Consider the following 24,254-nt stretch of genomic DNA (forward strand, 5'->3'; position numbering starts at 1 on the left):
CAGAAGCATTGGCAGAGCGAGGGAAAATCAAAATGATTCCGATTTCTAAGCCTTATATCGGGCCAGAGGAAATGGACGCTGTCATGGAAGTGATGAAGTCAGGCATGATTGCGCAGGGGCCCAAAGTCAGGCAATTTGAGGAGAGCATTGCAAATTATTGCAGGGCCAAGCATGCCATTGCAGTCAACAGCGGCACAGCTGCCTTGCATGCGAGCCTGTATGCAGCCGGGATAGGGCCGGGTGACGAGGTCATAACTGTTCCATTCACTTTCGCAGCTACGGCGAATTCCGTAATCATGCAGAATGCAAAGCCAATATTCTGCGATATTGAGGAAAAGACTTTCAACATTGACCCGGGACAGGTTGAGAAGCATATAACAAAGAAAACAAAGGCAATTCTCCCTGTTGACCTTTATGGCCAGGCCTATGATGTTGACGCCATCAGGGAAATAGCGGCAAAGCACAGCCTCAAGATCATTGAGGATGCTTGCCAGGCAATAGGCGCAGAATATCGCGGCCGAAGGGCCGGAACATTTGGTGACATTGGCGCCTTTTCATTTTATGCCACGAAGAATATTGCCACTGCAGAAGGCGGCATGATTGTTACAGACAATGCTGAGTATGCAGAACAGGCAAGGCGATTTCGGCACCATGGCCAGTCAGAGCAGACACGCTACGAGTATTTTGACCTGGGCTACAATTACAGGATGACTGATATCCAGGCGGCAATTGGCATCGAGCAGCTGAAAAGGCTGGAGGACTGGGTAAAGAAACGCATAGGCAATGCAAGATTCCTCACTGAAAAGCTTTCAAAAATTGAAGGCATTATCCCTCCTGCGGTCAAGCCGCAGTGCAGGCATGTCTTCCACCAATACACTATCCGGATCAAAGGGTTCAAGCTCAGCAGGGATGAGGTGACTTCATCGCTGAAGCAAAAGGGCATAGGCACCGGGGTCTATTACCCAAAGCCATTGCACATGCATCCATTCTACGCTAAAATGGGTTACAAGGAAGGCATGTTTCCAGTGTCCGAGCAGGCATCCAGGGAAGTGGTATCCCTGCCAGTCCATGCTTCGCTGAGCCAGGATGACCTTTCTGCTATTGCAGCAGCCTTTGAGGAAATGTAAAGGGTTAGGGATTTGTGGGTTGATAAAAATGCGCTCTGAAAATTCAAAGCCTGTCAATGTCGCTGTTATAGGCACGGGAGTAATGGGGAAGAACCATGTTAGGGTATATGCCTCCATGAAAAATGCAAATGTCAGCCTTGTTGCTGTTGCAGACTCAAGCCAGGCAAACCTTGACAAAGTTGCAAATGATTATCCTGATTTGAAAATCAATTTTTATTCAGATTACGCAGAAATGCTTTCAAGGGAAAAAATCCAGGCAGTTTCCGTATGCGTTCCAACAAAAATGCATTTTGAAGTTGCTTCAAGGGTAATGGAAAAGGGCATCCATTGCCTTGTCGAGAAGCCCCTTGCTGCAAATGTTGACGAGGCCAAAAAGCTGATTGCCATTGCTGAAAAGCACAAGGTGAAACTTTTTGTCGGCCATATCGAGCGATTCAACCCTGTTGTCCAGGAGCTGAAGAAGCGAATGGCAAGGGGCGACTTGGGCAGGATTTACAAGATCAGCTCGACGAGGCTGTCACCTTTCCCGAGCAGAATCCTGGATGTTGGTGTCACTATTGACCTGGCTGTGCATGAGATAGACATCATCAATTACCTCACTGAGTCGGATGTGCTTCATGTTTTTGCTGAAACCGCAAGAAAAATCCATTCCAAAAGCGAAGACCTTCTTATCGCCACAATCAGGTTTGAGAATGACATACTCGGCGTGATCAACTGCAACTGGCTAACGCCTAAAAAAGTAAGGGAAATTACAATAACCGGGGAAAAAGGCATGTTCCATGCCAATTACCTTTTGCAGGAGCTCTATTTTTATGCCAATGAATTTGTAAATGGAAAGTTGGACTACTCTGCCGGGCCATTCACCGTAATTGAAGGCAAGATGCAAAAAATCGACATCCGGAAAAAAGAGCCGCTGCTTGCCGAGCTTGAGTCTTTTGTCGACTGCGTAAGGACAGGCTCAAAGCCGGCTGTTTCAGGCGCAGATGGCATGCATGCCATCAATATCGCCACAAAGCTTATCCAGTCCGCGAGCCAGGGCGAGGTGATCAAGGTATGAGCAGCGCCAGGAATGGAGCAAAGGGGGCTCCAGGCTACTCAAAATGGAGGCCCGAGGTTATCGGGCTTGGCAAGGCAGGCCTTCCTTTGGCAGCAGTTATTGCGGATTCAGGAATTAAGGTTACAGGGGTGGACATTAATAAAAATACAGTCCTGATGATTAACAATGGAAAAAACCCAATCCCTGAAGAGCCGGGCCTTTCCGGGCTTATCCATGAGCACATTGGGGAAAATCTCATTGCCACATCAGATGCTGAGTCTGCGGCAAGACAGTCAAATGTCCATATAGTCATTGTGCCGTTGTTCATTGACCATAAGAAAAATCCTGATTTCAGGGCAATTGTGTCTGCATTAACTTCAATTGGAAAAGGCCTTAAGAAGAATGACCTTGTTGTCCTTGAAACAACAGTGCCGGTCGGCACAACAAATGGCCTTGTGAAAGAAACCCTTGAAAAAACAAGCAGGCTCAGGGCAGGCAGGGATTTTTTCCTGGCATTCAGCCCGGAGCGGATAATGACTGGATATTCAATCTCCAGGTTCCGCGAATTCCCAAAAATCGTAGGGGGCATAGACGACAAGAGCACTGAAAAAGCATATGAATTCTACAAAATCTTTGCAAAAATACGCAAAGTCAAGGATGCCAAAACAGCAGAGCTCACAAAAATTGCAGAAGGCATATACAGAGACGTGAATATTGCCCTTGCCAATGAGCTCTGGCAGTCTGCAGAAAAATATGGCGTGGATTACTGGCTTGTAAAAGCGGCAGCCAGCCACCAGTACTGCAGTCTTCTTGAGCCCGGCCTTGTCGGCGGCCATTGCATCCCTGTTTATCCTTGGTTCATAATAAATGAAAATGCCTTGCCGCTGATTGAAACAGCGAGGAATGTCAATGACAGCATGATAAGGCTGTTTGCCAGCAGGGCCATTGCCATTGCCAAGCCGAAGAAGCCGGCAAAAATTGCGATTCTTGGCTTAAGCTATCGTGAGGGTGTGAAAGAACATGCTTATGCCCAGAGCATCCCATTGATTGCATTGCTAAAGAAAGAAGGCCACCAAGTATTTGGCTTTGACCCGCTGTACACAGGCGAAGAAACTGAGAAAATATTCGGCGCCAAGCCGCTTGCATCCGCAGATGAGGCAAAAAACATGGATGCCGTAATTCTTGTCAACAAGCTGACTCAATACAGGCAAATGCTTCAAAAAATCAGGGAAAAGGTTGTGGACATTAAGAATGTCCTTGCTTGATGCTCATAATGAAAATCGTCTCAATTGTCGGTGCCAGGCCCCAGTTTATCAAGGCATCATTGCTTTCTGCTGAGCTCCGCAAAAGGCACAAGGAAGTGATTGTGCATACAGGCCAGCATTTTGACCGCAATATGTCAGATGTTTTTTTCTCGCAATTGCGCATACCATCCCCCAAATATAATCTTGGGATTTCATCGATGCCGCGCAAAAAAATGATAGCCTCCATGGTGAAAAAGCTTGTGCCTGTCCTTGCAAGGGAAAAGCCTGCGCTTGTCATTGTTTTTGGCGACACCAACTCAACCCTGGCAGGCGCCATAGCTGCCAAAAAACTCCAGATTCCAATTGCGCATGCTGAAGCCGGCCTAAGGAGCTATGACATGAAGATGCCGGAAGAGAAAAACAGGCGAGCAACTGACAAGCTGTCAGATATCCTGCTGTGCCCGACCCATCAGGCAATGCATAACCTTGGAAAGGAGGGCATTGGAAAAGGCGGAAAGCAAAGGGCCTTTCTCTCAGGCGACCTGATGATAGAATTGCTGCATAAGAACATTGCAAATGCAGGGCGCTCCAGTATCCTGGCGCGCCTTGAGCTAAAGCCTAAGGGCTACATCCTTGCAACAATCCACCGCGCTTCGAATACCGACAGCAAAAAAAACCTCACGCAGATTTTGTCGGCATTTGCGGATTCGCCCATCCCGGTTGTCATCCCAATCCACCCCCGGACCTTCAAGGCAATCCTGAAATTCGGCCTGAATAATTATCTCGAGGGAAAAAACATCCGCATAATCCGCCCGCTGCCATATTTTGACACCCTTGCATTGCAGAAAAACGCCTTCAAGGTCATTACAGATTCAGGCGGGATTCAGAAAGAGGCATTTGAGCTGGGCGTGCCGTGCATCACAATAAGGATGAACACGGAATGGGCTGAAACATTGGCAAAAGGATGGAACAGGCTTGTGCCTTCGAGAAAGGCAGCTATCCTGAAAGCAATTAATGCCAGCAGGCCTTCAGGCAAAAAGCCAAGGGCATATTCCAGCAGGAAAGCCAGCATTGCCATGGTCAGGCAAATTGAAGAATATTTTAAATGACTATTTTCAAGAATTATCCGGCATATTCTCAGATGTCCAGCTTAATATGCCTTTTTTCTCCTGCTTTTTTGGCAACTTCCAGGAACTGCCTGGCGATGCTTGCATAAGAATAGTTTTTTTCGCAGGCCTTTCTTGAATTGCCTGCAAGTTTTTTCCTCAATCTTGTGTCCATCATTTTTTGCATGCAGGATTGCAGCTCTGCCAGGTCGCCTGAGTGGAATTTCATGCCATTGTTGTAGCCAACAAGGTGGCTCAATTGCAGGTCTACCATGATTACAGGGAGCCCGCATGCCATGGCCTCCATGATTATGACTGAATTGTTGCCAGGCCATACCCCCACATCAGCTGCAGAAAAAAATTCCGGAAGCTCAGCCTTGGGAACAAAGCCTGTAAAAATTACAGAATCCTGCACGCCAAGGTCAGCTGAAAGCTGTTTCAGCTCTTCCATGTAGGCTTCTTCCCCGTCGCCGATTATCATCAGCCTTGAGTCCATGTTTGCCATTTTGGCAAAGGCCTCTATGAGCATTTCTATCCCCTTTCTCCTGACTATGGTGCCTGCGAATGCAAAAGCAACATCCGAATCCTTTATGCCATGGGCTTTCCTGATCCTCAACCTTGCCTTTGGATTGTTGGTGAATGCCTTTTCATCAACACCCAGCTCAACGAGTGCAACATCCTCGTCCTTCAGCTTGAATTGCTTTTTCAGGTAAGCCTTTGTTTCCCTTGTGACAGCAATAATCCCGTCGCTCCTTTTCAGGGCTTTTCGCACCATTGGGTTCCGCACAATCACATAGTCAATTTCCCGCAGAAGTTTCTTGGCCAGGCTGTGTTTTGGGATATGGTGGTGAAAGTCATGCTGGTCTGTCACAAGGACATAGCCCAATTCCTTTTTCCACATGCCTGCGTAGTAGGGAGGGGACTGCCTGCTTTCATGGGCAAAAACAACATCGGGCCTGATTTCCCTTAATTTCTTCTTGATGCCAAATAGCAGGATAAGGTCTGCATAAACCCTCCAGGAATTCAGCCGGTGCACTTTTACCCCGCTGTCATTCCTGCCTTTTTCCTTTTCAAGCCTTGCCCTGGCATCCTTCATTATTTTCTTTATGTTCGGGAAGGGGTAAGGCCTGTCAGATGCAATTACATGAACCTCATGGCCCATCCTTGCATGCTGCTCGGCCAGGTAGCTTTCCTGGTATCCCAGTTCAGGGCTGTAAAACCCGACAAGATGGACGATTCGCATGAATCTGCCATTATTCACATGTTTTTAAATATTCTCTTAAAGGAGGCTTTGCCCGAAAAGTCAGTTTGGGCATCAATTTTGCGAAGCCCGTTCCTGGAGTGATCAAGCATTTTTCGGGGTTGCAGAGGAGAAAAATGCAATTCGCGAGAAGCTGCAATGCTGGGCAGATGCCCGAGCCGGGCCGGAAGGCGGGTTTTCGGGCAGACACTTGAAGACCGTCACTTCCTATTCTTCATCTCATCGGGCATTTTGCTTTTATCCATGAAGAAGATTTCCCATATATGACCGTCCAAATCCTCGAAAGCACGACCGTACATCCATCCATGGTCTGATGCTTCCCTGTACTCTTTTCCTCCTGCAGCCACAGCTTTCCGTATCATCCCGTCAACTTCTTCCCTGCTTTCAGCTGTTATGCCCATGATGGCCTCGCTTGTTCTGGAGGTGTCACTGATTTCCTTGCCAGGTATAAATCCCTTGAAGAATTTCTTGACCAATAGCATAACAAAAATGTTTTCGCCAATTATCATGCATGTGGCGTTTTCATCAGTGAACTGCGGGTTAAATTTGAATCCCAGCTTTGTAAAGAACCTGATTGCCTTGCCTAAATCATGTACAGCCATGTTAACAAAGATCTGCTTTGCCATGATTAACTATGGTTAACATACTATATAAAGCTTTGCGATAAAATCATGGTCACAGGGATAGCCACCGGGCACCAGCATCTCATTTTATGCTGACTTATTTTTCGCGATAACTATATAAACAGCCAAAAACTCACACGCTACATGGCAAAAATATTCATAACCGGGATCGCAGGCTTTCTCGGCAGCCATCTTGCCCAGAAAATGCTTGATGAAGGCCATTCTGTGTCGGGCTGTGACAACCTTATAGGGGGCTATCTGGACAATGTCCCTGATGCAGTTGATTTCCATCAGGTTGATTGCACCTACCTGAATACCATGAAGAAGCTGACAAAGGATGCTGATGTTGTCTACCACTGCGCCTGCACCGCGTATGAAGGCCTCAGCGTTTTCTCGCCTCACCTTGTGAGCCAGAACACCTTCCAGATATCCTCGACACTGATGAGCGCCGCAATTGCTAACAAAGTCAAGAGGTTTGTTTTCTGCTCAAGCATGGCGCGCTATGGGGCACAGGATAAGGTGCCATTTACAGAAGACATGGTCCCCAGGCCGCAGGACCCATACGGAATTTCAAAATATGCAGCAGAGCTCCTGCTCAGGAACCTCAGCGAGACGCATGGCATGGACTATGTGATTGTTGTGCCTCACAATATAATCGGCCCCAAGCAAAAATATGATGACCCCTACCGAAATGTCGCGGCAATAATGATTAACCTCATGCTCCAGGGAAGGCAGCCAATAATCTATGGCGACGGCAGCCAGAAAAGGTGCTTTTCTTTTGTCCAGGATGTAAATGACTGCCTGAAAAAAGTGGCCTTCCAGGAAAATGTAGTGGGTGAGGTCATTAATGTCGGGCCGGACGAGGAATTTATCACAATCAACCAGCTGGCAAAGACAATAGCCAGGCTTTTGGGCTTTGACCTCAAGCCAAAATATGTCGCGGAAAGGCCGCAGGAAGTCAAGCTGGCATCCTGCAGCGCAGACAAGGCAAGAAAGCTGCTGAGTTACAGGACACAAACAAAGCTCTCTGACGGACTTCAGTCAATGATTGACTACATCAAGGCAAGGGGCACGAAGAAATTCAAGTACCACCTTGACCTGGAAATTATCAACGACAAATGCCCCGCAACCTGGAAAGAAAAGCTCTTCTAGGCTATTTTTCACTTCAATTTCTTTTCCTATGCCTAAGAACTTTTCCCATACCTGAGAAAAATTTCTTTTGGCTGGCTCAAAATGCCCGAAAAGCCCTCGATAATTGCAGAGAATGCCAGGAAGAACTTGCCCTTGAACAGATACTTAATCAGGACTATCTTCTGCAGCGCCAAAAAAAGCAGGAGGCCAATAAGCCCAAGCTCATTGTTCTTTTTGAAGGACAATACCCTGTTCCTTATGAAGAAAAAAAGGAATGGGTCTTTCATTTTCCTGGTGGTCTCGCCGTGCATGTGGTGGACAATCGCATCCTTCGCCAATCTGCATTTCCATCCTTCGCGGGAGGCACGCCATGCCAGGTCAGCATCCTCAAAATAAATGAAGAAATCCCTGTCATAATAGCCGTTCGCATCCTTCAGTGACTCAAGCATTTTCCTGCTGTATATCGCAGCGCCGCCGCATGGGCCTTTAAGCTTATGGATATTGCTTTCCTCCTTGATGTCATGGGACAGGCCAAGCTTGCTAATTGCCAGGCCGAGGCTGTCCACTCTGTTTGTGTCCATGTAGACCATGTTCGTGGAGTACATCCCTACTTTTTCCGAATCCCCTGTTTTTTTATCTTTCAAAATTTCATGGCCAATTTTTTTCAGGCAATCCTTGTCAAGGACAGCATCATTATTTAGGACAAACACCCAGTCGCTGCTTGCTTTTCTTATCCCCTGGTTGTTTCCCTCTGCAAATCCCTTGTTGGCCTTCAGCTCAACAAGCCTGGCCTGCCTGAACCTTGTTTTCACAAATTCCTGGCTGCCGTCAGTGGAGCCATTGTCCACTACAATAACCTCATGGGGCGGAACTGCCTGCTGAAAGACTGACTTCAGACAATTGCCAATAATCTTCCTGCCATTCCAATTTAGAATTATGACAGATATCCTGGGCATTCCTGATTTGCCTTTCTTCGCGGCATTTTGATTTTTTGCTGCATTGCCTGGCATTGCAATCTCTCCAAACTGAATCTAAACACTAAAGATATCTTTATAAATACTCTGTTTATACCGATGACAATGCCAAAAAGGAAGCTTCACCTGGGATGCGGAGTCGACATAAAGAAAGGCTACATTAACCTTGACAAGGCAAAGGCGCCCGGCGTGGACGTGGTGCATGATCTGAGCGTTTATCCATGGCCCTTCAAGAACAATTATTTTGATGAAGTCTATTCCCAGGATGTCATTGAGCATGTGGACGACCTTTGGAAAACCATGAAGGAAATCCAGAGGATTTGCAGGAAAGGCGCGACGGTCAGGATCATTGTCCCCTACTGGCATTCTTCAGCCGCATTCTACCCTGACCACAACTATTATTTCAACATTGACAGCTTCAAGTTCTTTACAAATCCCACACGGTTGTACGACTCGCATTATTGCGTGAGGCTGATAAAAGTAAAGGACATACCCTCAAAGTTCGGCTGGCTGATTCCTCCAATCCCCCTGCCAAAAAAACTATTTCCAAATGCTTTGCACCTGAGACATCTAATGAGCTATCTTCTCGGCGAAATAGTGCTGAAGCTTGATTTTGAGTTTAAGGTAATGAAGTGATTTCAGCCTTATTGCATTTCATTCTTAAAAATCCTGGTGCCTGTAGAAGGATTGGAATAAGCCAATTGAAAAATATTGCCGGATGCCTCTATTTCATCAAGCATTTCCTGGCTGATTTTCACCTTATTGTCCAGTGCAAAGCCCTGGTTGACAAAAAGATAATCCGCACCCAATGCATCAGCCTCTGCTGGCTGGATTGTCAGCCTGTCCAGATTGTATGCAGTGCACTGGCCTCCTGCCATGAACAGGGCATTTGCAGGTGTATTTTTCTGCGCCCACTCAAAATCCTCTGCATAACGGCCCCATGCCTTATCAGCCACTAATATCTTGACCGATGCCGCGATTATGAAGCCTGCAATAATCAAGCCAAGCAAAATAAATGCAATTGTGCCTGGGCCTAGTTTTCTGCCCAGCAAGAGGAATTTGTGATTCCTGGCCTTTTCCAGCATTGCCATGAGATTTCCAAATCCATATGCCCAAAAAATTGCAAGCGCCGGGACTGCGGGCAAGAAAGTCCGCATAACTGAAATGTCTGCAGTCACAACATAAACAAGATACAAAACAAAATAGGACAATACCCAAATCCAAGCCAGCTTTTTGCTTGCCTTGTCCCGGAAGCCACTGCTAAAGAACAGCGGAGCCAGGAACAGAATGGTTCCGCCTATCCACAATGCCAGCATTATGTTCATGTAAGGGATGCCCGCAAAAGAAAGATTTGCCGGATTTCCTTCCGGCACTCCAAAGAATGCCAAATAGCTTCTCGACGGCAATCTCGGGTCAATAAGGTTGGAAAGGTCAAAGCCGCTGCCAAGTATCGGGTAGGGGGCGCCTTGGAAAAATGCATTCAGGAACGGCCAAACCGGATTGCCAAGGTTGATCCAGTTTCTAATGAGCCATGGCAGTGCAACCAGCAATGGCAAAATGCAAAGCACAACCATGTGCCAAAGCGCAGTGCCCCTGGATTGCCTGTTCTCCATATCATTGTTGTATATTATGAATGCCAGGACAGGCAGGATAAACCCTGCATTATATTTTGTAAGGATGCCCAATCCAACAAAAACCGCGCTGGGCCAAACCTTGTTTTTCAATGCATAATAAACGCTCAAAACAACAAAAAGCAGCATTAATGCCTCGACATAGCTGTATATGCTGTAATCAATGAACATAGGGGTGAATGCAAGAAACACCAATGCATAAAGGGCAATACCCTCCTTTGTTATTTTCTTGAATACCCTGTATGCGAAGATTAATGTCAAGATAGATGATAAGGGGGATATCATTTTCGCCAGGAACTGCCCGGCCTTGCCTGAGAGAATCATAGCCGCGGCAGCAATGCCGTGGAACAATGGCGGCGGCCAGAATGCACCTTCCCTCCCCAACCCCTCATTGAGCGGGATTTTGTGCTCTGCCGCCATAAACCTTGCTGCAGAAAGGTGCCAGCATGCATCCCCTGACACCTGGTGGATTGCAGCCAATGGCAGGACAATGGCGCTGAAAACAAGGATAACAATCGCTGCTGCCTTGTCATGCTTTCCCAGATTTCTCCACCTGTCGAGCAGTGTCATTTTATCAGATCCAGGATGGCCTTTGCAAATTTCCTGGTTTCCCCTTCCTTGACAAGCTTTCCATTTTTCACAACTTCCCTGTGTGAGCCAATGTCAAATGCCACAACCGGCTTGCCGCATGCCTGGGCCTCAGCAACAGGAATGTCAAAGCCTTCCCAAAGCGAGGCAGTGGCATATACATCACATGATGCATAATACTGCGGCAGCTCGTTGTCATCTATGAATCCTGCAAAAATCGTGTTCCTGCCGGACAATGCCTTGAGCCTGCCATAATACCCTTCAAATGTCGGCTTTCCCACAATGATAAGCTTGGCATTGCTCCTGTTTTCATTCACAATTTTCATGGCCTGGATTAGCAAGTGGACGCCTTTGTGCGGCGAAAGTCTTCCCACGAACAAGATTACAGGCTCATTCTTGAGGTGGTGTTTTTTCCTCACATTGGAGCCGTCTATCCCTGGATGGAATTTTTTCTTGTCTATCCTGTTATGGACAACCTTGCTTTGCACTCCTGTGTCCCTGTGCAATTCATCAGCAAGGAACTGGCTCACTGAAAAGACTTCATCCGCTTCCTTTATTGCCTGGTTTGAAAAATACTTGAACATGCTCATGTACATCTGCTCAAGCGGGTTGGAAAAAAGGTGCGGAAAGCAAATTCCATGGTTGAACGCAATATACTTTATCCCATACATCTCTTTGGCTTTTATTGCAATAAGGTCCATTGGATAAAAATGGCTTATTATCCTGTCATAGCCTTTCAGCATTTGCGCATATTCCCTGATGCGGGCAGGCATGAGCGAGAAAAAAAGGCGATAAATCCTCTGCCTGAATGGCGTTTTCGGCATTCCCAGCTCAACAACCTTGAAGCCATTCGACGCAATTGAGGAGATGAGCGTGAATATTGTAACCTCATGGCCTTTCTTGACAAAATCCCCGGCCTGCATCTCCACTACCCTGTCTATCCCTGAGAAATGCGAGAATGTCGGAGTCAATATTGCGATTTTCATGCTCTTTGTGATTAATGTTTGTTATTTAAATGTTTATCTTATGAAAACCATCTCCTTTGGTTCTAAGGTCAGCATCAATATGTGCAGGCCATGATAAGATTTTATTGAAGGTGGGAGGGGGGCGTCCCTTACGGGGATCCCACCTTAACATGTCACACTTTAACGGCCGTAGCCGATGCTGACCTTCCCAAGGGAGGATTTTCCTCAGAGCTCCATGTTCAGCAAGGTTTAAATATTACAGAAAGTGCAATGGCACAACATGAAACCTGACAGGCATTACGAAATTTTTCAGGATAATAGGCTTAAATCCTGCAATGCATTGCCCTACATCAAGCATCCCTCCAAGTATGTTTCTGTAATAATAACCACCTTCAACGAGTCAGGCAACATAAGAAAGCTCATTTCTGCATTGGTCAAGGCCATCCCGAAGAAATACAATTACGAGATCATTGTGGCAGATGACAATTCCCCGGACGGCACAGGCAAAATAGTCACAGATTTTGCAAAAAAAGACAAGCGCATTGTCTGCCTCACCAGGGTCGGCTATCGCGGAGTGCTAAGCGCAATCCTTGACGCAATCAGCATTTCCAGAGGCAAATATTTCCTGACAATGGATGCTGATTTCTCGCATCCGCCTGAGACTGTTGCCAGGATAATTGAAAGCATAGGTGATTATGACATGGTTGTCGGCTCCCGCTACACAAAAGGGGGCGGAATCAGCGCCCCATTCCTGCACAAGCTTGCAACAGTCTCTCTGAACACTGCGCTTAAGTGGACATTGTCGCCGTTTATTCCAGTGAATGATTTCACAGGGGTATTCCATGCCATAAAGAAAGACAAGTTTGCAAAGCTGAAAATCGACAGGCAGGCAAAATGGGGGGAATTTGACATTGAATGGATATACAGGGCCTACAAAGCCGGGTGGAAAATAAAGGAAGTGCCATTTGTCTACAAATACAGGACAGAAGGCGAGACCAAGTCAGGCGGCCTGTTCAAGTACGGCACAATATATTACTTCCGGGCGCTGAGGGCGAGGCTTGGGAAGTAAGATTCAGAATCTGAAAAAGGCAAAATATTCTTAATAATGGAAGACTACTCTCTTTTGAAGCAGAAATTCCCTACATTTTTAGCTTATTTGATGCTTTAAACATAAGTATCAATTCTAGAACACCCATGGGAATATACAATAATATGGCAACGATGATTAAAATTACCGATGCTAATGCGATTCCGGTGATTATATTCAAAACACCAGCGGAAGTAGCTATGGCTCCAAAATCTTTTTTTAAGCGCAATAGGCCAATTCCTAGTGGAATAGACATAATTCCCATTAAAACTATAGCTCCTATAGAGACTATACCTTTTACTAATTCTGAGGACTTCATAGTCACTAACTCAATTGTTCCAAAGATAACTAATAATATTATCATAATTATCGTCGAAATACTTAGCAATTTGTTATTCATTTTAGCTCCTATAATATTAAATCCCCACCAAAAATAAATCGAAAGAATAATTAGCACCACATTCAAAACATAGTAAAATGGTAAAAAGTTATCTCCAAGTTTTTCTGAAGCTCTCAAGAATTCTATATAAATAAGCGGAATAACTAATACATACGACAATATCCCGGCATATGCTCTTTTCTTTAAATCCCTCATGATATTCTATGAATATGTATTCTATATAAATCTTTAGATCGAATGAACACCTTCGTTAAGCTTATAAAGTCAACCTTGATAATATTTCATATGGGGGATGATAAATCCGGAGCATATGCGGGGTTCGGAGTAAGATTTGCAGCTTTAATAATAGATCTTTTTATAATTTTTTTCATATTACAATCTCCAATTCACAGAATAATGATCCGTTCATCTATCTCACTATTACAAGGATCGATCCTAGAAATTGGCTTTCTTCTTTTGGTATTCATTCTCTATGATATTTACCTCACATATTATTTCGGAAGTACAATTGGAAAAAAATTACTAGGTATAATGGTTGTAAATAAGAAAAAAGTGAAATTATCTTTAATTGATTCCGTGGCTAGACATTTTTCAAAATGGATATCAACTTTGACTCTTGGAATTGGATATTTGATGATACTCTGGGATGATAAAAAACAAGCTCTTCATGATAGGATTTCAAATACCTATGTTATAGATAATCCAAAAAGAAGAATTGGAAATAATCTTAGGAATATCTTGGTCCTTATTATTGTGACGTTTGTAATTATCTATGTCTACTATTTAATCACGTTATTAGCCTTTGGCTTCAAAATAGCTTTGGATTCTCAACAAGAATCGCTTAGTAAAGTAAATACATTAAATTCTATCTTTGCAAAATGTAATTCTACCCTTCCATTCTATAGCGACATTTGTTATAGTATCTATGCAAATAAAGTGGAGTTTAAAAGACTGGATCTTGCTGTTAAACTGGATTTTTGCCATAATATCCATAATAAAAATCAACATTTGAATTGCATTTCCACAATTGCCGTATATGAAAGAAACGCGAGTTTATGCTCTAATTCAAGATCTACATATCTGAGCCAAATATGTAAAAAATCGTACAACGCTACTGTAAGTTTAGTTGAAAAATACTATCCAGAGAAAGAATTTATTTTAAATGGCACTTTAAATGTCACTGAAATTAAATTCGGATTATGGAGTGGGTCTAGTTGTCTAGAACTTCAAAATTATGAATTTTTACAGGAGGATTTATTTTGCTTTCAAGTTAATAATGTTACAGGTTTTGTGAAAGATGAAGATGGTCTCAATTGGTATGATGTTGCTGTTAAACAATACAAAAACGGGAATTTAATAGACGACCAAATTGAAGTTTATGGAAAAGATGGCCAAGTGGATTTGAAAAACAATTTCCTAGACTCTGCAGGAATGCACTCTAGACTAAATGGGACTTTACCAGGAACATACTCATATCAAGTGGCTATATATGATAAGATTGGGATGAGAGGAAATTATTATAACAAAACAATAGAAGTAATTGATCTTCCCATAGATAAACTAAATATTCAAGGAAAATTATTGGGGTTAGAAATAGGAGATAATTGTATCCAAAAGCACACAGATGTTTATACAAATCGTGATGCAATTTGCTATTATCCTTTGAATGTCAGTGGATTTAATGCAACTATTGATAATCTTTATATTTTTACAATGGATATACTCTTCAGAAACCAGAGTGGTGAAATATTTTATGAAAGTAAAGGTATATATAGTGATGAGGATCCGAGAATACTAAGAAATGGTATTCTAAACTTGTTCCCAGATGTTGGAGTTAGAGAAGATTTAGATTTTTTTCATCTGGTAGCTATGAATTTACTTTAACAGTAAATGACAGAATCAGCAAAAGACAAGACTCTATAAAAAAAAATTTCACTGTAATAGAATTTAAACCAAGATTAATACAGGGAAAATCTTTTTTAGCTTACTATGACGATGACAGTTCTGACTGTTATGAAAGAAAATCAGGAAAATTTCACACTTCCGAAATTGCTTGTGTCAAGCCAAGAATTACTGGATTTGAAACGGTCGCAGATGGAACTCTTTGGTTCGAGATGGACCACTCTATCCTGGATTCTTCAGGGCAGCTAATTGATCAGCGCAAAAATATATTTGAAGAAAGAGGAGAACAAATTCCTTATACTATAACTGATTACTATGTTTGGTTTAGGCTAAACGAGCTAAAGGAGGGAAATTACATATACCAAGTTACTATCTATGACAGGATAAGCAAAGATCAAATAACTGTAGAACGGCCATTTACTATTATTCCTGATTCCCAAGGAATCGATGATGGAAATTACAAAGGAGAATTTTTAGAAACCTACCTGAATACCATAAAAGATACACTTGAAATAAATCAAACAAAAATATACATGATTACCGGATCTGAATATGAGACTACAGTTTTAGGGATATCTAATGACAGTCAAACAACAAATTTCAGTGTCAATGATGAGAAATTATATAATCTCAATATAGGTGAACAAAAAATCTTGAAAGATTATACAGTCTTAAAAATTGACGAAATATATGAGTTTAATGGTCATAGACTTGTCAACTTCTATTTGGGTAGAAAATAAAACCTTATCTATGTGATGATATAGAAACTGTAATCTAAATTTTATTCATTATGCTTCCATTCCCTGTAGAAAACGTATGCATACAATTTCCCTTCCTTGGCCAGGCCGGGAAAGACATCCTTCTCCAGCGAGCCTTTGCTTGGCATGTGCCTGAAAATCTCCGGCTCGAAAAGGTAAACGCCCGCATTTGTCATATAGGTCGGCTTCTTGTCCTGGTAATTGAAATGCACTACCTTTTCGCCCTCGAGAATTATGCTGTCTGTTGAATCTTCAAGCTTCACTGCAGTAACGCCCATTGTCACCATGCTGCCTTTGCTCTTGTGAAATTCAACCATCTTGATCAAATCAAAAGTAAAGCTTGTATCTCCGGCAATCACAAGAAATGTCGAATCCAGCATGTTCTTTGCCAGCCAGATGCTTCCTGCAGTCCCTTTAAGCTCTTTTTCTTCAACATAATCGACTTTTATCCCATATTTGCTTCCGCTGCCCAGTATCTGGAAGATTTTCTCATTGTTGGGCCCGCCGGCAATCAATATTTCCTTGACACCGACGCTTTTTGCCATGCCTATCAAATGATTCAGGTGGGCTTCCTTAATGTTCCTTGACCGGCCCAAAAGCACAAATGCCTTTTCCACTCCGCTGCTTCCAAAATATGCCCTCAACGCATGCTCAATTGCCTGGCTCCTGTTCCTTACGGCAATGCCATCTACTGTAGCATCAGCCTTTTCCAGAATTTCCTTGTCCAATGAGATTGATACTTTCTCCCTCAACTATCCTGCACCTTCGCAATCCCGTGCATAAGCATAACACCTATATAAATCTTCCGAAATAGTAGGAAAAGGTAGGAAAAAGTAGGAAGATTTAAATATTACATCCAATTATATGCCCTAAACAGCCATTTCAATGAGGTGTGAGTATGGAAGTGCCAAGCAAAAAACTGTCATGGTCGCCGCCAAGGTTTGACAAAGAGGAAAAGGAAGCTGCCATAAGGGTGGTGAACTCAGGATGGGTAACCCAGGGAAGGGAGACCAAAGCATTTGAGAAGGAATTGTCGGAATACTTCAGGGTCAGGCACGCGGTTGTCATGAACAATGGCACATCTGCCCTCATAGCGTCGCTTATTGCGCACGGCATTGGCCCGGGTGATGAAGTTATTGTCCCAAGCTATACGTTTATTGCAACAGTAAATTCAATTCTCGCAGTAGGCGCCAAGCCTGTTCTTGCAGACTCTGACCCGGAAACATGGGTCACGACCCCTGAGCTGGTGAAGGAAAAAATAACAGGCAGGACAAAGGCCATAATGCCTGTTGACGTAGGCGGCGGATTAATTGATTCCGACGGATTTGAAGCTTTGGCCCAGGAGAAAAATATAACGCTGATTGAAGACGCAGCGCATTTGCCCGGCGCAAAATACAAGGGAAAAATTGCCGGCAGCTACAATCACACATGGACAACAAGCTTTCATATGGCAAAGCTTGCGCTGACAATCGAGGGCGGGGCAGTTTTTACCAATGACGACAAGCTTGCGGAACTCCTATCACAGATAAGGAACCATGGCATGTCTGCGCCTTATGATGTCCACAAGAACATCCATTATGATTATACAACCTTTGGGCTCAATTTCAGGATAACTGACATCCAGTCAGCAATAGGCAGGGTGCAGCTGTCCAGGCTCGAAGACACAGTGAAATTCAGGAACCAGGCAGCAAGAATTTACATGGATGGCATGCCGCAGTTCAGGTTCCAGAAAACGCCGGAATACCAGACAAGGCACCCCTACATGTTTTTCGGCATGCTTGTCAACCCAAACAAAAGGATGCAGCTCATTCAGGAAATGGTCAGGAACGGAGTTGACATCAGGATTTGCTGGCGAACAACCCATCTGCAGCCTTATCACAGCCAGCTTTTCAAGGGCATTAGCCTTCCAAACTCTGAAATGCTTTCTGACACCATGCTTTGCCCCCCTTTGGGGAATGACATGACCCTGGATGACACAAGGCACGTTGTCGAGGTTGTGAATAAGATTTGGGGGAAAATCAAGTGAAAAGCGCTTCATCTGGTGTGGATGGTGAACATTCAGGCCAAAATAATCCAGGCATCACAATTAATTCATCGGATGGCAATGGAAATCTGAAAGGCCTGTTTGTCAACAGGGACTGCCGCCATTTCCAGGATTACAAGCCGTGCCAGCCACACAAAAAATTCGGCGTGCTCTGCCATGGCTGCCCTTACTATGAACCAATCAAGAAAAGGCTGCTTATTGTGAATCTTGAGGCCATGGGCGATGTTCTCAGGACAACATCCATCCTCCTTCCGTTAAGGGAAAAATATCCCGGATGCCATATAACCTGGATAACAACCCCGAAATGCGTGGACATCCTCAAGAATAATCCATATGTTGACAGGATACTGATGATTGGCTATGAAACATCCATGAGCATGATGATAGAGGAATTTGATGTGGCGATCAATGTTGAAAAGGCACATGAGGCATGCGCGCTCTTTACAATGGTCAAGGCCAAGAAAAAATTCGGGTTTGAGCTTGGCAAGGATGGAAGCATAGTCCCTTTAAGCAATGGTGCAAAGTATTTCCTTGACATAGGAATATCCGACAAGCACAAGCGCGCAAGCCGGAAGACGCAGCAGGAAATAGTCTTTGACATTGCAGGGCTGGAATACACGGGCCAGAAGTCCATATTAATGCTTGAGGACTCTGCAAAATCATTTGCTGGCGAATTCTTCAAGAACAATGGCCTGAAGAAGGGAGACTTCATCGTCGGCTTCAACACTGGCTGCAGCAACCGGCTTTTTTTGGACAGGAAATGGAGCATTGATGGCTTTGTTGAGCTTGCCAAGCTTCTCTATAGCCTGTACGATGCCAAGATCCTGCTTCTCGGGGGGCCAAATGAAATTGAGCGCAACCAGGAGATAATCAACAAATCATCTGTGCCGATAATTAATACAGGGAACAATAATACGATTCCACAGTTTGCCGCAATCATAAGCAAGTGCAGCCTGCTTGTCACAGGAGATACGCTTGCTGTGCACATGGCAGCAGCATTGGATGTTGCAGCTGTCTGCATGTTCGGCCCGACCATGCCCCATGAAATTGAGCTTTACGGCAAGGGCGCCAGGATACTGACGGACATGTCGTGCGCCGGCTGCTTCAAAATCAAGTGCGAGTTCCATAAAACCTGCATGGACAGGCTGCAGGCATCGACTGTATTTGATGCTGTTGAAAAGGTGGCAATGAAGCACAATCTGCTTCCCGGCAGGAATATGCGCTTGAATGCCATGGCAGGGAGCGCCAAATCAGATGTCAATGCTGATTAGTAAACTAGTAAGACTGAGGGGATATGAATGGCAGACAAAAAAAATTTGAAGGAAAATAAGAAAGCAGATTCCGGCAAATCTGCTAATGTGCTGATTACAGGCGGCTTTGGCTACCTTGGCTCAATAATCACTGAATACCTAATCTCAAAAGGATACAGGGTAACAGTGCTTGACAATCTATATTACAAGCAAAAGCCCATGCTTCACCTGTGCCACAGCCCGAATTTTGATTTTATAATTGGGGATGTGCGAAACGAAAAGCTCATGGCTGAAATACTGCCAAAATTTGACTACATCATCCCGCTGGCAGCCATGGTGGGCGCGCCAGTGTGCAATAAAAGCCCGGAGGACGCCAAGTCCATCAATTATGGCGCAATCAGGATGCTGTTGAAGCTGAGGGCCAGGCACCAGCGCATCATATTCCCAACAACAAATTCAGGCTATGGGACCAAGAGCGGGGAAACATTCTGCACAGAGGAAACGCCCCTGGAGCCAATCTCCCTTTATGGCCAGACCAAAGTCGATGCAGAAAAGATATTGCTTGAGGCTGGCAATGCAATAACATTGCGGCTTGCCACTGTCTTCGGGGTTTCCCCGAGGATGCGGACAGACCTGCTCGTGAACGACTTTGTCTACAAGGCTGTCCGCGACGGCTATATTGTAATTTTTGAAAAGCATTTCAAGCGAAATTATATACACATCCGGGACGTGGCCAGGTGCTTTGAGCATTGCATGCTGAATTTTGAAAAAATGAAAGACAATGCTTACAATGTCGGCCTTCAGGAGGCAAATCTTTCCAAGGAAGAGCTTGCCCTCAAAATCAAGGGCCACATGCCGAAATTTTTTATCCATTTTTCCGAGATTGGCCAGGACCCTGACAAGAGGAATTATATAGTCTCCAATGACAAAATAATGGGAACAGGGTTCAAGTGCATTTATGACCTTGATTTTGGAATAAAAGAATTAATAAAGGCTTACAAATTGTTGGGGGATACAGGGCATTCCAATGTCTGATTGGATATGCAGGATGGAATTTGTCGGGGTACTGAATGGGTAAAAATGACTTGCTTGTGGCCGGAGCATTGTTTATTGTAGCTTTCTGGCTCTGGACTTTGCCGATCCAGGCATACCCTGTGCCCTTTGGCGAGGGCGACTCGGTCTGGCAATTTACTGCTGGCGACTGGATGTACCAAAATGACCGCGCTGATCTCACTATCCCCCCCTATCTGGGCAACTGGTATTACGGCTTCAATTCAATCCTTGGCCCGAATATTCATGAGTACCCTCCTCCTTATCCTCTCAATTCCGCGCTTGCCCAGCTTTTTACCAATGACAGGTTTGTTTCTGCCTACATAATGATAGGGCTTCTTTCAATGCTGGGCTGCATGTCAACCTACCTTCTTGTCAGAAAATTTTGGGGCCTTATTCCCGGAATACTGGCAGGATTCTCCATGCTTTTTGTGATGCGCAATATCATGACTTATCTCTGGGGGCAGAGGGGCAGCGTCATAGCGTTCAATTTTATCCCAGTTGTCCTCTATACCTACTACATGTACCTTTCCACTGACAGCAGCAAGGAGCCCGCCAAAAAATCTGTCTATCTTTTTGCTTTTGTTGCAGTGCTTGCAAGTGAATACCTGTTCCACATGCAGGCTTTTGGAGTAACGGGAATTGCATTATTCTTGTTTACGATCTTCTACTGGATAAAGGAAAGGAAATTCCCACTACCGTTCACCAAAAATCCCATATCGATAGGGCTTGCCATTGTCATATTCCTCCTGATCACAATGCCATTCATTCTAATCTACCTTGGGCCTGATGAAAGGCATGAAATAAAACTGACAAACCCTGAGCGCTTTCTTCACTGGTTTAAGATAAGCGACCAGGAAGGCTACCCTGTGAATGTCGGGGGGTATCCTGCCATCTATTTTTCGTATAACGATGTTTACCACAAATACCTTATCCCTTTCATTTTTATTGGTGCCCTCATTCTTCTCTACAGGAGAAGCAGCAAGGACCTTGTTTTGCTTGGATGGCTGGCAGCAGTGTACATAGCGGTGCACCTCGATGTTATTGGATACCTTAATGTGGGCAGGGCTGCAAGAATGCTTCTTGCTGAAACCGCATTGTTTTATGCAATAATAGTGGTGGGCTTGTTTGGCCTGTTGTCGTTCATTCCGGTCAAAAAGAAAATGCTTGGCTATGCCAAAATCGCACTTGCTTTGGTATTCATAGCCTTCATGCTGTCTTCCAATGCCAGGGTGGCACATTCCACGCTCAAGGATGCCTACCCTCCTATCCTGAGAATAACGCCTTACCAGGTGGAGGCTGCTGAATGGATGAAGGCAAACCTGCCTGAAGATGCCTTTGTTGTTGTCAAGGGGACAATAAGCTACCCGAAAATCAGGTGGATGCTCACATATTCCAACAGGTATGTTGGCAACGATGTCCAAAGGTTCCTGGACGCCAACCTTACAACCAGGGACAAGGCCTACTACATGGTTGATTACTCTGACCTTATAATCACCGGCCAGCAGGGCCCTGCGCAAAGCCTGCTGCAGTGGGAACAGGAAGTTTTTGCCAACAGCACACTGGTATATGACCAGAATAATATCCACATATGGCACAATAATTTTGAGGTGTTCAGAAATTACTAAACCAACCACTAAACCAGCTTCGAAAGCCATTGATAGCCTGAAAGGGCTTGTTGGCTGGCAATTTATGCTGCTGATAGTTGCACTGCTTGGCGTGTCCTATTATCTGCTCGGGAAAATAGGTCTGCAAACCATTTCAATGTGGCTTTTCCTTTACATTGTGCCATCCTATCTGATCCTTCTCATGCTCGGCCTGGAGGAATCTGAGTCATTTGTTATTGCAATTTTTGGCACAGCAGGCGTTGTCCCTGCCCTCATATTCTTCATGAACTATATCATACCATCGCTCAGGGCATCTGCAATTATACTATGGGTAATTGAGCTGGTCCTGGTGTTTGTTGTTTACAAATACCATTATAGAAAGTGATCTTATTTGCCTTTTCCTATAATCTATAACTTTTTCCTATAACCTGTAATCCTGGTAGCTAGTATTTGCTCCATGAAGCAGTGTATGGCCCGGCCTATCCCCTATTTCTTGCTGCCAATATAGAAAATCGAAACCCCGAGGGCAATCTCCAAAATTGGCAGGGCTATGTGGTGCAATTTCAGGTGCAGCCCGGCCAGGCCGAGGTAATATGACAGTATGCCGAGCACGGCAAAGCCAAGCGCGCTGCCCAATATGGTTCTTTCCATGAAGCCCAGCTTTTCCATGTATTTCAGCATAAGGGCGTAGCCCGGGATTATGCCGAGCCATGCAATGGCCAGCACAATTTTTACAACATTGAGAATGGGCTCCCTGAAGAATGCAATCTTAAACAAGATCATAAGCAGGGCTATTATCATGCCTAATTGCACAATCTCCTCTTTCAGCTGCTCAAAAATTTTGTTCTTCAATACAGTCCTCTCCCGGCTTTTCATTATGCAATATCACGACAAGGTCATTGTTAAAAACAGGCTTCATCCATTCCTTCTTCACAAGCTCGCTGGCAACCAGAAGGTTGTACTGGGCAAAAACCTGCTGCCCGCTGCCCTTGTCAAAGACAAGGTAATCAAATGAGCAAATGTCCGTGTAGCCCTTCAGCCCTGCCAGGCCGGGGTATTCGAACTGGAAAAATGATTTTCTAACTGCAAATGCATCGCTCGCTCCCACAAATTCAGCATAATATAGCCTTTTAATGCTCCTGTTCTGGATTGCCTCAATTAACTGCGGTATTTCAGCAACATAATTTTGTCGCTGGTCAATCCACAATGCCGCATCCTGGTTGTAAAGGTCCCCATACATGAAGAATATCCTTGCATTTTCCGGCGTTTGGCTGGGCAGCCACCTAATCATTTCCCAATGGTAAGGGTCCATGAGCCCTGGGTTGGAGCTGTCCTGGTAGCCAGCGCTTGCCAGGAAGATAAAGCAAAGGGCAATTGATAATGCAGCTGCATAAACTGTCTTAAGCTTCTTTAACAGCAATTTCAAGACAAGATAAATGGACAGTCCGAGGAAAAGCCCCATGAATATCGGCCAGGAATACCTTACCTGGAATGCCCTGCTGTGAAACCCAAAATAATTGCCAAAGCCTATGGCCAGCATGAAAAGTGCAGGCAAGGCCGCATAGTGATTTTTTTTCAATGCAAAATATGCCGAGGCAATTGCACCTGCAACTATCGGAAATACAGCCCATCTGAAATTCCTGAACGTGACATCAAAATTTTCAGGCCTTATCTGGCTTAAAGTCCACTGGCTGCCCTGCCAATGCCCGTGGTAAAAGACAAGCAAATACCCGAAGCTGAGAGCAATGCCTATGATGCCGGAATAGACAATCCATCTTGTTTCCTGCATGCTCATTTCCCTTTTGGCAAGCTTGAAAACATAGTACAGCGCATAAAACAGCACCAGGAATGCAGCCTCGGAGGTATGGGTTATCAGCACGCCAGCCACAAAAATCCCCAGGTAGGCATAATAATGCTCAAGGTCATGCCTGTCTATCCACCAAAAAGCGGCTGCAAGGAAAACCATGGCCAGGGCCAAATCCCAGTTTCCCCAGAGCCAGCTGATTACAAACCTTTGCAGGAACAGGAAGACAGTCACGGAAAGGCCCAGGATTGCAACATTGGTGTTGAACTGCCTGGCTATCAGGTACATCACAAGCGACGCAAGGATCACAAAAAGATATGGCAGGATGGCGCCTTCATAAGTTTCAAATCCAGTGAAATTCGAAAGCATTGCATTTTCAGCATAGAAAACAGGCATGTGGAATGCCATGCTGTTTGTGTGTCCAAACCTGATGTAATGGGGCAGGACGTCCATTTTGCCGTGCATATTGAACCATTCTGCGAATGCCAGCTCGCCATAGGCATCAGATGCAAAATACCCATAGGGCAGATCGTGCGTTATCCTGTGGTTGAGTATTGTGCCAGGCCCCACATACAGAAATATTGCCAGGGCTGCAAAAATGAAAATGTGCTCAATCTTCACAGACTTCAAGTCAAAACTCATTGCAAACACCATTAATCCGCAAGC

Annotated in this window: 23 protein-coding genes; 14 read left to right on the forward strand and 9 right to left on the reverse strand. The window is 44.6% G+C overall.

Going from position 1 to position 24,254, the window contains the following annotated elements; translation table 11 throughout:
* Positions 1-32 precede the first annotated feature (32 nt).
* The 4 genes from J4227_03575 to wecB are packed head-to-tail and all read left to right on the forward strand — an operon-like array spanning position 33 to position 4,516.
* Positions 33-1,127 (forward strand): DegT/DnrJ/EryC1/StrS family aminotransferase, encoded by a 1,095-nt coding sequence (locus J4227_03575; protein ID MBS3109582.1) that lies wholly within the window; start codon positions 33-35, stop codon positions 1,125-1,127.
* 28 nt (positions 1,128-1,155) lie between these two features.
* On the forward strand, positions 1,156-2,184 hold the full coding sequence (locus J4227_03580) for a Gfo/Idh/MocA family oxidoreductase (protein MBS3109583.1): 1,029 nt from the start codon (positions 1,156-1,158) through the stop codon (positions 2,182-2,184).
* Positions 2,181-3,428 (forward strand): nucleotide sugar dehydrogenase, encoded by a 1,248-nt coding sequence (locus J4227_03585; GenBank protein MBS3109584.1) that lies wholly within the window; start codon positions 2,181-2,183, stop codon positions 3,426-3,428. The genes J4227_03580 and J4227_03585 overlap by 4 nt, the downstream gene beginning before the upstream one ends.
* Before the next feature lie 8 nt (positions 3,429-3,436).
* On the forward strand, positions 3,437-4,516 hold the full coding sequence (wecB, locus tag J4227_03590) for a UDP-N-acetylglucosamine 2-epimerase (non-hydrolyzing) (protein ID MBS3109585.1): 1,080 nt from the start codon (positions 3,437-3,439) through the stop codon (positions 4,514-4,516).
* A gap of 28 nt (positions 4,517-4,544) precedes the next feature.
* On the opposite strand, the gene J4227_03595 is transcribed toward wecB, so the two are convergent.
* Positions 4,545-5,756 carry a glycosyltransferase family 4 protein gene (locus J4227_03595; GenBank protein ID MBS3109586.1) on the reverse strand — a complete coding sequence of 404 codons (1,212 nt, stop codon included), beginning with the start codon at positions 5,754-5,756 and terminating at the stop codon, positions 4,545-4,547.
* Positions 5,757-5,974: 218 nt separating this feature from the next.
* On the reverse strand, positions 5,975-6,400 hold the full coding sequence (locus J4227_03600) for a VOC family protein (GenBank protein MBS3109587.1): 426 nt from the start codon (positions 6,398-6,400) through the stop codon (positions 5,975-5,977).
* Between the two features lie 141 nt (positions 6,401-6,541).
* On the opposite strand from J4227_03600, the gene J4227_03605 reads away from it, so the two are divergent.
* Positions 6,542-7,549, forward strand: coding sequence for an NAD-dependent epimerase/dehydratase family protein (locus tag J4227_03605; protein ID MBS3109588.1), 1,008 nt, complete (start codon positions 6,542-6,544; stop codon positions 7,547-7,549).
* Positions 7,550-7,581: 32 nt separating this feature from the next.
* Here the strand turns inward: J4227_03605 and J4227_03610 are convergent, their stop codons facing one another.
* Complete coding sequence (locus J4227_03610) at positions 7,582-8,538, reverse strand: glycosyltransferase family 2 protein (GenBank protein ID MBS3109589.1); 957 nt, start codon at positions 8,536-8,538, stop codon at positions 7,582-7,584.
* A gap of 69 nt (positions 8,539-8,607) precedes the next feature.
* On the opposite strand from J4227_03610, the gene J4227_03615 reads away from it, so the two are divergent.
* Positions 8,608-9,138, forward strand: coding sequence for a class I SAM-dependent methyltransferase (locus J4227_03615; protein ID MBS3109590.1), 531 nt, complete (start codon positions 8,608-8,610; stop codon positions 9,136-9,138).
* An 8-nt stretch (positions 9,139-9,146) separates the two neighbouring features.
* Here J4227_03615 and J4227_03620 read toward each other — a convergent pair whose 3' ends face one another.
* Positions 9,147-10,703, reverse strand: a complete 1,557-nt coding sequence (locus tag J4227_03620; protein ID MBS3109591.1) for a glycosyltransferase family 39 protein — start codon at positions 10,701-10,703, stop codon at positions 9,147-9,149.
* Complete coding sequence (locus J4227_03625) at positions 10,700-11,707, reverse strand: glycosyltransferase family 4 protein (GenBank protein MBS3109592.1); 1,008 nt, start codon at positions 11,705-11,707, stop codon at positions 10,700-10,702. Before J4227_03625 ends, J4227_03620 begins: the two co-directional genes overlap by 4 nt.
* A gap of 259 nt (positions 11,708-11,966) precedes the next feature.
* On the opposite strand from J4227_03625, the gene J4227_03630 reads away from it, so the two are divergent.
* Positions 11,967-12,755, forward strand: coding sequence for a glycosyltransferase (locus J4227_03630; protein ID MBS3109593.1), 789 nt, complete (start codon positions 11,967-11,969; stop codon positions 12,753-12,755).
* A 70-nt stretch (positions 12,756-12,825) separates the two neighbouring features.
* On the opposite strand, the gene J4227_03635 is transcribed toward J4227_03630, so the two are convergent.
* A complete protein-coding gene (locus J4227_03635) occupies positions 12,826-13,368 on the reverse strand; it encodes a hypothetical protein (protein ID MBS3109594.1) in 543 nt (180 codons plus the stop codon).
* A gap of 90 nt (positions 13,369-13,458) precedes the next feature.
* On the opposite strand from J4227_03635, the gene J4227_03640 reads away from it, so the two are divergent.
* Positions 13,459-15,057: an RDD family protein gene (locus J4227_03640; protein ID MBS3109595.1), complete on the forward strand. Its 1,599-nt coding sequence runs from the start codon at positions 13,459-13,461 to the stop codon at positions 15,055-15,057.
* 230 nt (positions 15,058-15,287) lie between these two features.
* Positions 15,288-15,815 carry a hypothetical protein gene (locus tag J4227_03645; protein MBS3109596.1) on the forward strand — a complete coding sequence of 176 codons (528 nt, stop codon included), beginning with the start codon at positions 15,288-15,290 and terminating at the stop codon, positions 15,813-15,815.
* Between the two features lie 41 nt (positions 15,816-15,856).
* On the opposite strand, the gene J4227_03650 is transcribed toward J4227_03645, so the two are convergent.
* A complete protein-coding gene (locus tag J4227_03650) occupies positions 15,857-16,585 on the reverse strand; it encodes a hypothetical protein (protein MBS3109597.1) in 729 nt (242 codons plus the stop codon).
* A gap of 146 nt (positions 16,586-16,731) precedes the next feature.
* Between J4227_03650 and J4227_03655 the strand changes: the two genes are divergently transcribed.
* From J4227_03655 to J4227_03675, 5 genes are all read left to right on the forward strand, one after another.
* Complete coding sequence (locus J4227_03655; GenBank protein ID MBS3109598.1) at positions 16,732-17,859, forward strand: DegT/DnrJ/EryC1/StrS family aminotransferase; 1,128 nt, start codon at positions 16,732-16,734, stop codon at positions 17,857-17,859.
* Positions 17,856-19,148 (forward strand): glycosyltransferase family 9 protein, encoded by a 1,293-nt coding sequence (locus tag J4227_03660; GenBank protein ID MBS3109599.1) that lies wholly within the window; start codon positions 17,856-17,858, stop codon positions 19,146-19,148. Before J4227_03655 ends, J4227_03660 begins: the two co-directional genes overlap by 4 nt.
* 27 nt (positions 19,149-19,175) lie before the next feature.
* Complete coding sequence (locus J4227_03665; GenBank protein MBS3109600.1) at positions 19,176-20,162, forward strand: SDR family oxidoreductase; 987 nt, start codon at positions 19,176-19,178, stop codon at positions 20,160-20,162.
* Positions 20,163-20,197: 35 nt separating this feature from the next.
* Positions 20,198-21,805, forward strand: coding sequence for a hypothetical protein (locus tag J4227_03670; GenBank protein MBS3109601.1), 1,608 nt, complete (start codon positions 20,198-20,200; stop codon positions 21,803-21,805).
* A gap of 64 nt (positions 21,806-21,869) precedes the next feature.
* Entirely contained in the window at positions 21,870-22,169 is a 300-nt protein-coding gene (locus J4227_03675) for a hypothetical protein (protein ID MBS3109602.1), read from the forward strand.
* Between the two features lie 101 nt (positions 22,170-22,270).
* Here J4227_03675 and J4227_03680 read toward each other — a convergent pair whose 3' ends face one another.
* Complete coding sequence (locus J4227_03680) at positions 22,271-22,636, reverse strand: hypothetical protein (GenBank protein MBS3109603.1); 366 nt, start codon at positions 22,634-22,636, stop codon at positions 22,271-22,273.
* Positions 22,617-24,230: a hypothetical protein gene (locus J4227_03685; protein MBS3109604.1), complete on the reverse strand. Its 1,614-nt coding sequence runs from the start codon at positions 24,228-24,230 to the stop codon at positions 22,617-22,619. The genes J4227_03680 and J4227_03685 overlap by 20 nt, the downstream gene beginning before the upstream one ends.
* Positions 24,231-24,254: the final 24 nt, after the last annotated feature.

The organism is Candidatus Woesearchaeota archaeon, from assembly GCA_018303405.1.
Classification (GTDB): Archaea; Nanobdellota; Nanobdellia; order Woesearchaeales; family JABMPP01; genus JAGVYD01.

Bases quoted from the DNA above. Each gene is read 5' to 3' on its own strand.
- J4227_03575 (MBS3109582.1), top strand. From the start codon at position 33: ATGATTCCGATTTCTAAGCCTTATATCGGGCCAGAGGAAATGGACGCT.
- J4227_03580 (MBS3109583.1), top strand. From the start codon at position 1,156: ATGCGCTCTGAAAATTCAAAGCCTGTCAATGTCGCTGTTATAGGCACG.
- J4227_03585 (MBS3109584.1), top strand. From the start codon at position 2,181: ATGAGCAGCGCCAGGAATGGAGCAAAGGGGGCTCCAGGCTACTCAAAA.
- wecB (MBS3109585.1), top strand. From the start codon at position 3,437: ATGAAAATCGTCTCAATTGTCGGTGCCAGGCCCCAGTTTATCAAGGCA.
- J4227_03595 (MBS3109586.1), bottom strand. From the start codon at position 5,756: ATGCGAATCGTCCATCTTGTCGGGTTTTACAGCCCTGAACTGGGATAC.
- J4227_03600 (MBS3109587.1), bottom strand. From the start codon at position 6,400: ATGGCAAAGCAGATCTTTGTTAACATGGCTGTACATGATTTAGGCAAG.
- J4227_03605 (MBS3109588.1), top strand. From the start codon at position 6,542: ATGGCAAAAATATTCATAACCGGGATCGCAGGCTTTCTCGGCAGCCAT.
- J4227_03610 (MBS3109589.1), bottom strand. From the start codon at position 8,538: ATGCCAGGCAATGCAGCAAAAAATCAAAATGCCGCGAAGAAAGGCAAA.
- J4227_03615 (MBS3109590.1), top strand. From the start codon at position 8,608: ATGCCAAAAAGGAAGCTTCACCTGGGATGCGGAGTCGACATAAAGAAA.
- J4227_03620 (MBS3109591.1), bottom strand. From the start codon at position 10,703: ATGACACTGCTCGACAGGTGGAGAAATCTGGGAAAGCATGACAAGGCA.
- J4227_03625 (MBS3109592.1), bottom strand. From the start codon at position 11,707: ATGAAAATCGCAATATTGACTCCGACATTCTCGCATTTCTCAGGGATA.
- J4227_03630 (MBS3109593.1), top strand. From the start codon at position 11,967: ATGAAACCTGACAGGCATTACGAAATTTTTCAGGATAATAGGCTTAAA.
- J4227_03635 (MBS3109594.1), bottom strand. From the start codon at position 13,368: ATGAGGGATTTAAAGAAAAGAGCATATGCCGGGATATTGTCGTATGTA.
- J4227_03640 (MBS3109595.1), top strand. From the start codon at position 13,459: ATGGGGGATGATAAATCCGGAGCATATGCGGGGTTCGGAGTAAGATTT.
- J4227_03645 (MBS3109596.1), top strand. From the start codon at position 15,288: ATGGACCACTCTATCCTGGATTCTTCAGGGCAGCTAATTGATCAGCGC.
- J4227_03655 (MBS3109598.1), top strand. From the start codon at position 16,732: ATGGAAGTGCCAAGCAAAAAACTGTCATGGTCGCCGCCAAGGTTTGAC.
- J4227_03665 (MBS3109600.1), top strand. From the start codon at position 19,176: ATGGCAGACAAAAAAAATTTGAAGGAAAATAAGAAAGCAGATTCCGGC.
- J4227_03670 (MBS3109601.1), top strand. From the start codon at position 20,198: ATGGGTAAAAATGACTTGCTTGTGGCCGGAGCATTGTTTATTGTAGCT.
- J4227_03675 (MBS3109602.1), top strand. From the start codon at position 21,870: ATGCTGCTGATAGTTGCACTGCTTGGCGTGTCCTATTATCTGCTCGGG.
- J4227_03685 (MBS3109604.1), bottom strand. From the start codon at position 24,230: ATGAGTTTTGACTTGAAGTCTGTGAAGATTGAGCACATTTTCATTTTT.